This is a genomic window from Novosphingobium sp. SG751A (genome assembly GCF_013149295.1).
GTDB lineage: Bacteria > Pseudomonadota > Alphaproteobacteria > Sphingomonadales > Sphingomonadaceae > Novosphingobium.
Map to the genome: position 1 here is coordinate 333,462 of NZ_JABGCB010000002.1, position 13,303 is coordinate 346,764.

Below are 13,303 nucleotides of genomic sequence, written 5' to 3' on the forward strand. Positions count from 1 at the left end.
CTTTGGCTCTAAATATGGGCTCAAATGTTTGTGGTTTCCATTTGCTCCGCGATGCGCGCGAGGCTTTCCTCTCGCCCAAGTAGGATCAAAACGTCGAAAATGCCCGGAGACGTGGTTTGCCCGGTCAGCGCCGCGCGAAGCGGCTGCGCCAGTTTACCAAGACCGAGCCCAAGCTCGCCGGCCAGTGATTTGACCGTGGCCTCCAGGGGCTCGATTGTCCAGTGCGTTTCCTGCAACAGCGTTGCGTGTATTTTATGGAGAATGGCGCGCGCTTCATCACTCAGCAGCGCGGCGGCCTTTTCTTCCAGCGCCAGCGGGCGCGACACGAACAGGAAGCGCGCGGCTCCTGCCAACTCATTGAGATCCTTAGCGCGAACCTTCAAGACCGGCATGGCGCGGGCCAGCAGGTCGAGGTTCACGGGCAGATCGGTGATCCGCGCAGCCACCAGTTCGGCCAGACGCGCATCATCGGCCTCGCGCAGGTAATGGCCGTTGAGATTGGCCAGCTTGGCGAAGTCGAAACGCGAGGCGCCCTTGTTCACATCCTTGATGTCGAACCATTCGATGGCTTGGGCAATCGAGATGATTTCCTCATCCCCATGGCCCCAGCCAAGACGCATCAGATAGTTGAGCACTGCCTCAGGCAGCAGGCCCATATCGTCGCGATAGGCATCCACGCCCAGCGCGCCGTGACGCTTGGACAGCTTCGCCCCGTCCGCGCCGTGGATCAGCGGGATATGGCCGTATTCCGGATCAGGCCAGCCACCTTCAATGGCGCCCATCGCGCGGATGATGACCAACTGGCGGAAGGCATTGTTGATATGGTCGTCGCCGCGGATCACATGGGTCACGCCCATATCGTGATCGTCCACCACCACGGCCAGCATATAGGTCGGCGTGCCGTCGCTGCGCAGGATGATGAAATCATCCAGCTCGACATTCTGCACGGTGATGCTGCCCTGAACCAGATCGTCGATCACGGTCGCGCCGTCGCGGGGCGCCTTCATGCGCACCACATAGGGCAGATCGGCGGGCCATTGATCGGGCGTAGCGTCGCGCCAGGGCGACTGAATACGGAACGGGCGCTTCTCGGCCTGCGCCGCCTCGCGCATCGCGCTCAGCTCTTCCTGCGTCAGATAGCAGCGATAGGCATGGCCCGCGTCGAGCAGCTTATGCGCGACCTCGGCATGGCGGGGCGAGCGTTCGAACTGCATCACCGCAGGCTGATCGCCATCAAGGCCCAACCAGCGCAGACCATCAAAGATCGCATCAATGGCGGCATCGGTCGAACGCGCGCGGTCGGTATCCTCGATGCGCAGCAGATATTGGCCGCCTGTCGCGCGGGCATAGAGCCAGTTGAACAGAGCCGTGCGCGCGCCGCCAATATGCAGAAAACCTGTGGGCGAAGGCGCAAAACGGGTGACAACAGGGCGTTTGCCGGTGCTATTGCTGCCAGCCAACCCCGAACTTGTCATTCCCTTGTCCTTTCTGTCCTATAGGGCCCATGGTTCCAGTGACCCACAGCAACACCCAATCGGCAGAGCGTCCCGCCTCTTTGGGGGGGGATAGCGCTGCAACGCAACATGGCCCTTGGCGCAGCCGCGCGCGCTTGGCAAGTTTTGCTTTGGTCTTAGATCATTTTCTGTTGGCCGCCGGACCGACCCTTGCGCCATGGCTGGCGGTGGGCATGGCGGCGGGGGTGGCCGGGTGGTTCGTCTTGGACGGTGCTCGGCAATGGATATTATTGATAATATTATCTTTATTGGCGGCGCTCGCGGGCGGTTTCATCTCGCGCCGGGATGGGCGTTTCCTGTGCCTGTCGCGAGCGATTGTCTCGCTGGCTCTGGCGATTGGGCTGGGCTGCGCGCTGGTCTGGGGCAAATCCACCTTGGTCGGTACGCCCGCGATTCCCGGCCCGATGGTGCTGGACCTGCGCGCCGTGGTGATCGAGCGGCAGGAATTGACCGCCCAATCGCGGATTCGTCTCGTCGTGGGTCTGCGCCTGCCGGGGGATAATCGCGCGATCAAGGCACGAATCTCTTTGAAACCGAATGATTTGGCCCCGGCCGCCCGCGAAGGTGCGGTGGTCCGCTTGCGCGCCCGCCTGTTTCCTCCGGCCTCGCCGCGCCTGCCGGGGGGCTATGATTTCGCCCGTGCGGCTTGGTTTGATGGTCTTGCCGCTACGGGCAGTGCGCTTGGCCCGGTTCAGGTCGAGTCGCAGGGCGCGGAATCTGGCCTTGCCCCGTGGCGCCATGCGCTGGCGGCCCATGTGCGCGCGGCGGTGCCGGGATCAGCGGGCGGCATGGCGGCGGCCTTTGCCAGCGGCGAACGCGGCGGCATCACGCCCGCCGACGAGGCCGCGATGCGCGATGCGGGGCTGGCGCATCTGCTGTCGGTATCGGGCCTGCATGTCAGCGCGGTGGTGGCCGCGACCTATTTTCTCGCCCTGCGCCTGCTGGGCCTGTGGCCATGGCTGGTGCTGCGCGTGCGTCTGCCGGTGCTGGCCAGCGGGATGGGGGGGCTGGCGGCGGTGGGCTATACGCTGCTGACCGGGGCGGAGGTGCCGACGGTGCGCTCCTGCCTTGGCGCGCTGCTGGCTCTGGCGGCGGTCGCTGCGGGGCGGCGGCCCTTTTCTGTGCGCCTGCTGGCACTGGCGGCGGGGTTTGTCATGCTGCTATGGCCCGAAGCGGTGGTGGGCCCTAGCTTTCAGATGAGCTTTGGCTCGGTGCTGGCGATTGTTGCCTTGCATGAGGCTGCGCCTGTGCGCGCCTTCCTCGCCCGGCGTCGGGAAGGTTGGTGGATCCGACTGGGGCGCGATCTGGCGATGCTGTTGCTGACTGGGTTGGTGATCGAACTGGCGCTGATGCCGGTGGCCTTTTTCCATTTTCACCGCGCCGGGATCTATGGCTCGCTGGCCAATCTGGTCGCCATCCCGTTGACAACCTTTATTTCCATGCCGCTGATCGGGGCGGGGTTGGCCTTCGACCTGATCGGGGTCGGGGCGCCATTTTGGCATTTGTGCGGATGGTCGCTTGATGCCTTGTTGGCGCTGGCGCGATGGGTGGCGGGGCGGCCCGATGCGGTGGCGCAATTGCCGGTGATGGGCGGCGCTGCCTACGCGTTCATGGTGCTGGGGATGCTGTGGCTGGCGTTGTGGCGAGGCAATGTTCGCTTATTGGGATTGGTTCCGGCGGTGGCGGGGTGTCTGTGGTTGGCGCTGTTGACACCGCCTGATGTGCTGATCACCGGGGATGGGCGGCAATTGGGCCTGATCGACCCGCAAAGCCGCCAATTGCTGATACTGGGGCAGGGCCGTTCAACCTATGCCCGCGACATGATGCAGGAGGCGATGGGGGCCAGCGGCGAGGCCATGCCCATCGAGCAATGGCGCGGGGCGGAGTGCAACGAGAGCTTTTGCCGGATCACGATCCGGCAAGGGGGTCGTGACTGGCGCATTCTGGCCGCGCGGAGCGGGGGGATGGTCGAGGAGCAGGCCATGGCGGCGGCCTGCGCTTATGTCGATATTGTCGTGTCGCGCGTGGCGCTCTCGCCCTCGTGTCGCCCCCGCCTGCTCCGGGCCGATGAGCCTGTGCTCTATCGCACGGGGGGCATCGCGCTCTATCTGGCACAGGGCCGGACTGTCACCGTAGCGCAAAGCCAGGGCCAGCATCCATGGTGGCGCGCGCCCAGTCTTAAGGCACAAGAGAGCCTGAAACCGCAGGAAGGGAGCATCGAGCCCCCTCCCACCATATCCCCGGATCAGTGATAGCGGCGCAGCAATCCGGCCAGTTTGCCCTGCACCTGAACCTCTCCGGGCTGATAATATTGCGGATCATAGGCCGCATTGGCCGGATCGAGCCGCACCATGCCGCGTTCGCGCCGCAGATATTTGAGCGTTGCTTCCTCGCCGCGCACCAGCGCCACGACGATTTCACCTTCGCGCGCCACATCGGTCTTGCGGATCAAAGCCAGATCGCCATCCAGTATCCCGGCCTCGACCATGGAATCGCCGGAAACTTCCAGCGCATAATGATCGCCCGCGCCCAGCAGCGCCGCAGGCACCGGCAGCATCGTCTGCCCCTCAAGCGCCTCGATCGGCACGCCTGCCGCGATCCGGCCATGCAGCGGGATTTCCACCACATCATTGGCGGGTGCGGGCGCCGTCGGTCTTGCCAGTTCAACCGGCTTTTTCGGCGCGGCGGGCTTGGCCGCCACCGGGGGCGTCACATCCTCAGGCTGCCGCAAAACCTCCAGCGCGCGGGCGCGGTTGGGCAGGCGGCGGATGAACCCGCGCTCTTCCAACGCGGAGATCAGCCGATGCACCCCCGATTTCGACTTGAGATCCAGCGCTTCCTTCATTTCCTCAAAGCTGGGCGAAACGCCGGACTCTTCGAGGCTGGATTGGATGAAGCGCAGCAATTCGTGCTGTTTGCGGGTGAGCATAGAGACCTCCCAACGGGGGTGTTGCGTGAACAATTGCGGAACAATTACGCAACCATTACCCTTTCGTCAAGCGCTTCCGCCATTTTCGATCAAATGGATGCGCACCGGATCACCGGCTGCCTTGGCCAAGGCATGAGCATCGTGTTCGATCAGGCAATTGCTGGCCGCCATTGCCGCCAGTGCCGAGGAATCACGCATCGGGCGCGGCATCACATCGCGCCCGTCCCACCAGCCTCGAATGAACTCGCGCCGGTCCGCGCCCGGCCCCAGCGGTTCGCTCAGATGCGCCAGGGCTGTGCGCGGCAGCGGGTTGCCCGCCCCCTGCATCGCGCGCAGCAGCGGCAGCAGGAACAGATGGGCGGTGACAAAGCTCGACACCGGATTGCCGGGCAGGCCGATCACCACCTGTGGCCCGCGCGTGGCCACCAGCAAGGGTTTGCCGGGCCGGATCGCGACCTTCCAGAAATCAACCTGCGCCCCCCAGCGGGCCAGCGCGGGCTGGATCAGGTCATGATCGCCCACCGAGGCCCCGCCACTGGTCACGATCACATCGGCATCACCCGCGCGCGCCAGCGCGGCGTCCAGCGCGTCCAGATCATCAGCCACCGGCCCCAGCCGCAGTATTTCTCCGGCTAATCCGGCCACCATCGCCCCCAGCATCGCGCCGTTGCTGGCGGGCAGCCGGTCGGGCGGGCAGGGCAGGCCCGGCGCGATCAGCTCATCCCCGCTGTCGAGGATCGCCAGACGCGGGCGGCGATGCACCGACAGCGCGCCATGCCCCGCCGCGATGGCCAGCGCCAGTTGCGCCGGACCGATCCGCGTGCCTGCGGGCAAAACCGCGTCGCCATCACGGAAATCCAGACCCCTGCGGCGGATATGCCGCCCCTCCGGCTTGGGCGGGGTTCCGGTCAGGGTCAGGCGGTCGCCATCACGGGTGGCGTCCTCCTGACACAGCACCACGCCTGCGCCATCGGGCACCAGCGCGCCGGTCGAAATACGCACTGCCTGTCCGGGGCGAACGCCGCCCGCAAAGGGATGGCCCGCCGCGCTTTCGCCCACAATTTCCCAAGGGCCCGCCAGATCGCCCGGCGCCAGCGCATAGCCGTCCATGGCAGACAGATCGGCAGCGGGCTGCGTCCGGCGGGCCGGCAGCGGCGCGGCCAGATAGCGGCCCAGCGCGGCCTCGATGGGCGTATCCTCGGCCTGCGTCAGGCTGGCAAGAGCAAGGACGCGCGCCTGCGCCTCGTCCAGCGGCAGGGGCGCGCGGCTCATCCTTCCGCTTTCCAGTGGCCCGACTTGCCGCCGCGCTTTTCGATCAGACGCACTTCCTCGATCACCATGCCCTTGTCGATGGCTTTGGCCATGTCGTAAATCGTCAAGAGCGCGAGCGAAACCGCTGTTAAAGCCTCCATTTCCACCCCGGTCTTGCCGGTCAGGCTGGCTGTGGCCCTAGCCAGAATCGCGCCTTCCTCGATGGTAAAATCGACGCTTACGCTGTGCAGCGGCAACGGATGGCACAAAGGGATCAGATCGGAGGTTTTCTTGGCCGCCATGATCCCGGCAATGCGCGCGGCGGCCAGAACGTCGCCCTTGGGCACATCGCCATCGCGGATTGCGCTGAGCGCCGCCGCGCTCATGCGGATGCGGCCTGCGGCAATCGCCACGCGCGCGGTTTCGGCCTTGGCGCCGACATCGACCATGTGTGCATGGCCTTGGGCATCGAGATGGGTCAATTCGCTCATGCTTCTCTCTTGCCAAAGCGGAGGCATCAGGCAACGAAGAAATGCGCGCGATAGTGTAGGCTGTTGCCAAGATTTTGAGGAAGTGGGGAAATATGGCCGAAATTATTGCCCGGCATCTGATCTATGATGGCTGGTACCGCTTTTCGCGGCTGGAACTGCGGATGCCCGATGGCACTGTGTCCGAACGGCATCTGCTCGACAATGGTCAGGCGGTGGCGGTGCTGCCGTTTGACAGGGCGCGGCGGGTTGCGATGCTGGTGACGCAGCCGCGCGCGGCGGTGCTGGACGCGGGCCATCCGCCCTTACTGGAGGCGATCGCGGGCGGGCTGGATGGGGCCAGCCCGGAGGAGCGCATTCACGAGGAAGCGATGGAGGAGGGCGGAATTCGCCTTTCCGCGCTTGAGCCGCTGGCCAATATATGGCCCATTCCGCCGGTTTCGACCGAAAGGGTGATGCTCTATCTGGCCGAATATACCGCCGCCGACCGCGTGGGTGCGGGCGGCGGGGCGCAGGATGAGGACGAGCATATCAGCGTTGTCGAGGTCAGCCTTGACGTTCTGCGCGACCGGGTGATGGCCAGCACGCTGGAGGATGCCAAGACGCTGATTCTGGCGCAGGCCCTGATGTTGCGCCACCCTGAACTCTGGGTCTAGTCCGCCGGACAGTGTACGTAGGTGTTCAGCACGTCATCCCAGCCTTTGGCGGCGGAGAAGTCGGGAACAAGTTCCTTACCACCGCCGGTAAAGGCGTTCATGCCGTGCTGAATCATATAGCGCGGGTAATAGGTGGGCGGGCCGATATGACGAAGATATTTACACAAGACCTGAGTTTTGGCCGCGTCTTCCACCGCGGTCTTTGCGGTCGACTGGAATTTTGCAATCTTTTCAGGAGGAAGGCTGCCTAAGATCTGCACCCGTCCGACAATGATGGCCTGATGCGCGGTCTTGTCGGCCACGCGCTACATATCATAACGGCCAAAGATGTTGGCCATCTGAAACAGCTCGACCGCCCTTTCATAATTGTCCGCATCCATACAGGCTCTTGCGCCGATGTAGAGATCAACGGGATTATAGCTGGTCTTGATTTCGGATTGCGCGATGCAGCCGAGTTTGACGGTGGATTCCAGATTGCCCGGCGCGGTGTAGTTTTTGAACTCCGGCTGCGCCTGCGCGCCCGTAGCCAGCATCAGCGCGGTCAGACCCCATATCCGCAGTTTCACTGGTCCGATCCGAACAGCAGGGCCTTTGTCGCCGCCGTCACGTCATCTTGCCGCATCAGGCTTTCGCCCACAAGGAAGGTGCGCGCGCCGCAAGGGGCAAGGCGCAGCAGATCCGCATGGGTGTTGATCCCGCTTTCTGCCACCAGCAAAGTCCCCTCGGGCGCCAACGGGGCAAGGCGCTCGGTGGTGGCGATGTCGGTTTTGAAAGTTTTGAGATTGCGGTTGTTCACCCCGATCAGACGCGAGTGGAGATTGGCGGCGCGCGCCATCTCTTCCTCGTCATGCACCTCGACCAGAACCGACATCCGGCGTTCGATGGCGGCGGCCTCGATTTCTGCCATCTGGGCGTCCGACAGCGCGGCCACGATGATCAGGATCGCGTCCGCACCGATGGCGCGGGCCTCGGCCACCTGCCACGGATCGACCATGAAATCCTTGCGTAGGACCGGCAGGTCGCAGGCGGCGCGCGCCGCGATCAGGTAATCCTCATGCCCCTGAAAATAGGGCGCATCGGTCAGGATTGACAGGCACGCGGCCCCGCCCGCCTGATAGGCGCGGGCGTGCGCTGGCGGATCGAAATCGGCCCGGATCAGCCCCTTGGACGGGCTGGCCTTCTTGATTTCGGCGATCAGGGCGAAACCATCCGCAGCCTTTGCGCGCAGCGCCGCTTCAAACCCGCGCGTGGGGGTCTGCTCGCTGGCGCGCGCGTCAAGATCGGCCAGGCTGGCCAAAGGCTTGCGCGCGGCAACCTCTTCGTGCTTGGTGTCACAGATTTCAGTCAATTTATCCATTATTCGCAAGCCTTGATCCAGCAATCGAGCAGGCCCTTGGCCAGCCCCTTGTCAATGGCCTCTGCGGCCTCTTCGGCGCCCTCGCGCCAGTCGGAAACCTCGCCCGCCACCATCAGCGCGCCGGCGGCATTCAGCAGCACCGCATCGCGGTAGGCCCCATGCTCGCCCATCAGCAGGCGGTGCAAAGCATCGGCATTATAGGCCGGATCGCCGCCCTTGATCGCCTCGACCGGATATTCGGGCAGGCCGGCGTCGGCAGGCACCACCCGTTTCATCGCCACGCCGTCGCCGCGCACATCGGCCACTTCATTGCCCCCCGCAAGGCTGAGTTCGTCCAGCCCCTCGTCGCCCGAAATGACAAAGCTGCGCTCGGTGCCAAGACGGCGGATCGCTTCGGCATAGATCGGCACATAGGCCGGGCGCGCGATGCCGACCAGTTGATGGCGCACATTGGCCGGATTGGCCAGCGGTCCCATCAGATTGAAGATCGTGCGGGTGCCCAGCGCCCGCCGGATCGGGGCGATGTGCTTGAGGCTGGGATGGTGTGCCTGCGCAAACAGGAACGCGATGCCGATCTCGCCCAGTGTGCTTTCTGCGCGCTCTCCGGCATGGGCCAGATTGAGGCCCAGCGCTTCCAGCGTGTCGGCCGCCCCCGCCTTGGACGAAGCCGCGCGATTGCCATGCTTGGCCACCGGCACGCCGCAGGCCGCGACCACCAGCGATACGGCGGTGGACACGTTGAGCGTATGATGCCCGTCGCCGCCGGTGCCGCACACATCGATGGCGCCTTCGGGCGCATGGACCGTGATCATCCGCGCACGCATGGCCCGCGCCGCGCCCGCGATTTCGCTCGATGTTTCCCCCCGCGCCGAAAGGGCGACAAGAAAAGCGGCAATCGCTTCGTCGGAAACTTTCCGGTCAAGGATCGCGCCGAAAATGCTCTCTGCCTCACCCTCGTCAAAGGGATGGGCCGAGACTTCGGGCAGGGCGTTCATGCCGAAAGGCGGGCGTCGATCCCGCACAGCTTCAGGTAATTGGCCAGCATCGCATGGCCATGCTCGGTGGCGATGCTTTCGGGGTGGAACTGTACCCCGTGGATCGGCAGGCTGACATGGCGAAAGCCCATCACATGCCCATCGTCGCTGCGCGCATTCACATGCAGGCAGGCCGGAATATCGGTCACGATCAGCGAGTGATAGCGCGTGGCGATGAAGGGCGAGGGGATGCCTTCAAACACGCCGCTGCTGTCATGGGTGACAGACGACGTCTTGCCATGCATCAAGCCGCCGCGCTGCACCGTGCCGCCGAAATATTGCCCGATGGACTGATGGCCAAGACACACGCCCAGCAAGGGCTTGCCCGCATCCGCCGCCGCGCCGACCAGATCGAGGCTGATCCCTGCCTCGTTCGGCGTGCAGGGGCCGGGCGACAGCAGGAAACCGGCCGCGCCCGTCTCAATCGCCTGCGCGGCGGTCAGCGCATCGTTGCGCACCACTTCCACCTCGGCGCCCAGTTCCATGATATAATGGACCAGGTTCCAGGTGAAGCTGTCATAATTGTCGATGACGAGGATTTTATTATTCATTGCCCAAACCCCGCTTCCTGCGCCACGCGCACCGCCTCACGGGCGGCGGCAAAGAGGGCGCCGGATTTATGTTCGCATTCGCGCTGTTCATAGACCGGATCGCTGTCGGCCACGATGCCCGCGCCCGCCTGTACGTGCAGCACGCCATCCTTGACGATGCCTGTGCGCAGCACGATGCAACTGTCCAGATTGCCGTCCGGCCCGAAATAGCCCACCCCGCCCGCATAGGCGCCGCGCGTTTCAGGTTCCAGCCCCGCAATGATCTGGCCCGCCCGCACCTTGGGCGCGCCAGACACGGTGCCCGCCGGGAAACCGGCAAAGACCGCATCGATCGCATCGGCGCGGTTGGTGTCCAATTCGCCCACCACATTCGAGACAATATGCATCACATGGCTGTAACGCTCGATAGTGTAGCTTTCGGTGACCTTGACCGTGCCTTTGGCGGCCACGCGGCCCACATCGTTGCGGCCCAGATCGAGCAGCATCAGATGTTCGGCGCGCTCCTTCTGATCTTCCAGCAGGCTGATCTCATTGGCCTTGTCCTCGGCCGGTGTCTTGCCGCGCGGGCGGGTGCCCGCAATGGGGCGGATGGTGACTTCGCGCTCTCCATCTTCTTTGGCACGCACGCGCACCAGAATTTCCGGGCTGGACCCCACCACGGCAAAGCCGGGCAGGTCGAGGAAATAGAGGAACGGCGAGGGATTGACCCGGCGCAAGCTGCGATAAAGCGAGAGCGGCGGCAGGGTGAAGGGCGCGGTGAAACGCTGGGCCAGCACGACCTGAAAGATGTCGCCCGCCTCGATGAACTGTTTTGCGGCCTCGACCATGTTGCCATAATCGCCCGGCGCCATCACCGGGGTGGGCTGGGGCATGGGCATGTCCGGCCCTGCGCGCACCGGTTCGGGCGCGGGAGCGGCCAGAGCGCGCAGCGCCTCGTCGATCCGTTCCTGTGCCACTTCCAACGCGGCGTCGGGCGCCCGATCCGAAGGCCATACCGGCGCGACCGCAAACAATTCATCACCCAGTCGGTCGAACACAAGGATCACCGTCGGGCGAACAAACAGCATGTCGGGCAATTCCAGCGCGCTTTGCGGCGCACGGGGCAGCTTTTCGACAAGGCCAAAGGTCTCATAGCCGAAATAGCCCACGATGCAGGCCAGCGCGGGCGGCAGCGCGGAAGGCACATCCATCCGGCAGCTTTCCACCAGAGCGCGCAGTTCATTGAGAGCATCGCCCGCCAGCGGTTCGAAGGCCTCGCGGTCCTGCGCCCAGACGCGGTTGATTTCGGCGGCATGGCCCGTGGCGCGGAACACCAGATCGGGGGCCAGACCCAGCAGGCTGTAACGCCCGCGCACCTCGCCGCCCTCGACCGATTCGAGCAGGAAATCCCCCCGCTCGCCAGCGAACAGCTTTACCGCCGCGCCAACGGGTGTCTCCGTGTCCGCAATGACGCGACGCCACACCAGCGCCGGATTCCCGCCAGACAGCAAGGAAAGGGCGGCGTCCCAGTTTTCTGGGCGATGGGTGTTGTCGGTCATTGGTCTTTCGCTTTTTGGATTGAACGTCAGTTGCCGCCAGCAAGCGTGCTGGTGACGGTCCTGATGGTGCTTTCGTTGCGCTCCACCTTGACTTCGGTGCGGATCGCGCGGCGCAGGCTTTCGGCCTGTTCGCGCGCGGCCAGATTGCCCAGCTCGCCCTTGACCTGCCCGATCAGCGGGTCATTGGCGGCCACGCTGCCTGGCGTGATGGCTTTCAATTGAACGGCCATGAAGCCCTTGTTGCCCGCAATCGGGATCAGCTTGGTCGTGCCCGGCGCCATGCCGAAGAACAGCGCGACGGCAGGCGGGATCTGCCCGCCGCGCGACATGATTTCTTCGCGGCCCAGATTCATCTGCTGCACCGGGGGCAGGGCCACGCCCAGCTTGGCGACTTCGGCGGCCAGATCGCCACCCTTCTTGCCCGCGGCCAGCAGCTTCATCGCGGCGGCGCGCGCGGCGACCGAGCCCTTCTCAAGCTGGATATCGGCCATCACCTGCGCGCTGATCTGATCGAGCGGGGCAGGGGCGGCGGGGATGATCTTGGTCACGTCAAAGATCACGAAGCTCTTGCCTGCGACCAGTTCGCTGATCTGGGGCTGGCCTTCGTGGTCCATGCCAAAGGCGGCGGGCAGGATCGAGGCGAGTTCGGCAGGCAGGCCCATACCGGCAGGCGTCTTGGCCACCAGCAGCGGGGTTTCGGCCATGGTCAGGCCCAGTTCCTTGGCGGTGTCGGACAGGGCGCCGCCCTTGCCGAAATCGTCATTCACCTTTTCGGTGAGAGCGGCCAGCGCCTGCTTGCGCTTTTCCTCGGTCAGGGCGGCGGTGATCTCGCCCTTCACCTGTTCGAGCGTGCGCGCAGGCTTGGCGTCAATGGCATCGACGCGCACCAGCGCCCAGCCCAGCGCGCCCTTGACCGGCCCGGCGGTGGCGCCGGCCTTGGCGGCATAGGCCGCCTCGGCCACAGCGGCGCTGCTCTTGATGGTCAGATCAGCCTTGCTGACCGCGCCCAGCGAGGCGACCGAAAGGCCCTTGGCCTTTGCGGCGGCTTCAAGGCTTTCGCCCTTGGCCACGGCTGCGGCAATGTCCTTGGCCATGCTCTCGCTGATGACGATGACCTGCGAGACCTTGCGGGTTTCGCTGGCGCCATACTGAGCGGCATTGGCCTTGAAACGGGCGGCCACCTCGGCATCGGTGGGGGCGGAGGGCTGCTTGATGACCGATTCGTCGAAGCGGGCGTAACGAATCACGCGGCGTTCCGGCACGGTGTAGGCGGCCTTGTGGTTGTTATACCACGCGCTCACCTCGGCCTGCGTGGGCAGGCCCTTGGGCGCAAAGGCGGAGGAGGGCAGCATGGCCGCCGAACCGGCGCGATGTTCTTTCAGCAGGGCGGCATATTGCATCACCGCGCTCTGCGGCAGGGCCGCGCCGAACTGTGCAGGGGCCAGCAACTGGCGCGAAACCAGATCGCGCGCGAAACTGTCGCGCACATCGGCATCGTTCATCTGGCGCTGGGCCAGAACCGAGAGATAGGCGTTCTGGTCGAACTTGCCGCCCGCGCCCTGAAACGCAGGAATCTTGGCCAGTTCGCTGTCGATCAGGCGCTTACCCGCAACGATGCCGACCTTGCGGCCAAACGCCATCTGCGCCTCGCCGTCGATCATCTGGTCCAGCACCAGATCGAGACCGCCTTCGGCCAGAAAGCTCTTCATCGTCACGCCGGGCTGCTGCTGGCGGGTGATTTCTACCGCCTGCTGCATCTGCTTGGTCAATTGCGCAGTGCCGATGGTGTTGCCTCCCACCTTGGCCACGCGGTCGCCCCCGGTGATGCTGCCGGAAGAGATCATGTTCGACACATCGCCCGCGGCAAACGCCAAGGCCAGCATCACGATCAGCCCCAGCGCGGCGAATACGCCCACCGAGGAGTGGAAGAACTTGCGGAACACTTGCAGCATCAAACCAACCCGTCACCGCGGCCCCGCCAAAAA

The 13,303-nt window shown here is 64.8% G+C and carries 13 protein-coding genes; 2 read left to right on the plus strand and 11 right to left on the minus strand.

Features of this window, described 5'->3' with window-relative positions; translation table 11 throughout:
- Window positions 1–20: 20 nt before the first annotated feature.
- Window positions 21–1,475 (minus strand): glutamate--tRNA ligase, encoded by a 1,455-nt coding sequence (gene gltX / locus FHW96_RS03885; protein WP_172339232.1) that lies wholly within the window; start codon window positions 1,473–1,475, stop codon window positions 21–23.
- Window positions 1,476–1,645: 170 nt separating this feature from the next.
- On the opposite strand from gltX, the gene FHW96_RS03890 reads away from it, so the two are divergent.
- The gene (locus FHW96_RS03890) at window positions 1,646–3,766 is read left to right on the plus strand and encodes a ComEC/Rec2 family competence protein (protein WP_253950716.1); all 2,121 of its coding nucleotides are present in this window, start codon (window positions 1,646–1,648) and stop codon (window positions 3,764–3,766) included.
- Here the strand turns inward: FHW96_RS03890 and lexA are convergent.
- From lexA to moaC, 3 genes are all read right to left on the minus strand, one after another.
- The gene (gene lexA / locus FHW96_RS03895; RefSeq protein WP_172339234.1) at window positions 3,760–4,443 is read right to left on the minus strand and encodes a transcriptional repressor LexA; all 684 of its coding nucleotides are present in this window, start codon (window positions 4,441–4,443) and stop codon (window positions 3,760–3,762) included. The two genes, FHW96_RS03890 and lexA, sit on opposite strands and share 7 nt — an antisense overlap.
- A gap of 66 nt (window positions 4,444–4,509) precedes the next feature.
- On the minus strand, window positions 4,510–5,715 hold the full coding sequence (locus FHW96_RS03900; protein ID WP_172339235.1) for a molybdopterin molybdotransferase MoeA: 1,206 nt from the start codon (window positions 5,713–5,715) through the stop codon (window positions 4,510–4,512).
- On the minus strand, window positions 5,712–6,185 hold the full coding sequence (moaC, locus tag FHW96_RS03905) for a cyclic pyranopterin monophosphate synthase MoaC (RefSeq protein WP_172339236.1): 474 nt from the start codon (window positions 6,183–6,185) through the stop codon (window positions 5,712–5,714). The genes FHW96_RS03900 and moaC overlap by 4 nt, the downstream gene beginning before the upstream one ends.
- A 92-nt stretch (window positions 6,186–6,277) precedes the next feature.
- Between moaC and FHW96_RS03910 the strand changes: the two genes are divergently transcribed.
- Complete coding sequence (locus FHW96_RS03910; RefSeq protein WP_172339237.1) at window positions 6,278–6,838, plus strand: NUDIX domain-containing protein; 561 nt, start codon at window positions 6,278–6,280, stop codon at window positions 6,836–6,838.
- Here the strand turns inward: FHW96_RS03910 and FHW96_RS03915 are convergent.
- From FHW96_RS03915 to FHW96_RS03945, 7 genes are read right to left on the minus strand one after another with little or no spacing between them, the layout of a single operon-like run.
- A complete protein-coding gene (locus tag FHW96_RS03915; protein ID WP_172339238.1) occupies window positions 6,835–7,140 on the minus strand; it encodes a hypothetical protein in 306 nt (101 codons plus the stop codon). The genes FHW96_RS03910 and FHW96_RS03915 overlap by 4 nt on opposite strands.
- 3 nt (window positions 7,141–7,143) lie before the next feature.
- Window positions 7,144–7,404 (minus strand): hypothetical protein, encoded by a 261-nt coding sequence (locus FHW96_RS03920; protein ID WP_172339239.1) that lies wholly within the window; start codon window positions 7,402–7,404, stop codon window positions 7,144–7,146.
- Window positions 7,401–8,198 (minus strand): indole-3-glycerol phosphate synthase TrpC, encoded by a 798-nt coding sequence (trpC, locus tag FHW96_RS03925; RefSeq protein WP_172339348.1) that lies wholly within the window; start codon window positions 8,196–8,198, stop codon window positions 7,401–7,403. Before trpC ends, FHW96_RS03920 begins: the two co-directional genes overlap by 4 nt.
- On the minus strand, window positions 8,195–9,190 hold the full coding sequence (gene trpD / locus FHW96_RS03930) for an anthranilate phosphoribosyltransferase (RefSeq protein WP_172339240.1): 996 nt from the start codon (window positions 9,188–9,190) through the stop codon (window positions 8,195–8,197). The genes trpC and trpD overlap by 4 nt, the downstream gene beginning before the upstream one ends.
- The gene (locus FHW96_RS03935) at window positions 9,187–9,780 is read right to left on the minus strand and encodes an aminodeoxychorismate/anthranilate synthase component II (protein ID WP_172339241.1); all 594 of its coding nucleotides are present in this window, start codon (window positions 9,778–9,780) and stop codon (window positions 9,187–9,189) included. The genes trpD and FHW96_RS03935 overlap by 4 nt, the downstream gene beginning before the upstream one ends.
- Window positions 9,777–11,318 (minus strand): anthranilate synthase component I family protein, encoded by a 1,542-nt coding sequence (locus tag FHW96_RS03940; RefSeq protein WP_172339242.1) that lies wholly within the window; start codon window positions 11,316–11,318, stop codon window positions 9,777–9,779. Before FHW96_RS03940 ends, FHW96_RS03935 begins: the two co-directional genes overlap by 4 nt.
- A 26-nt stretch (window positions 11,319–11,344) precedes the next feature.
- Entirely contained in the window at window positions 11,345–13,270 is a 1,926-nt protein-coding gene (locus tag FHW96_RS03945; RefSeq protein WP_172339243.1) for a peptidyl-prolyl cis-trans isomerase, read from the minus strand.
- Window positions 13,271–13,303: the final 33 nt, after the last annotated feature.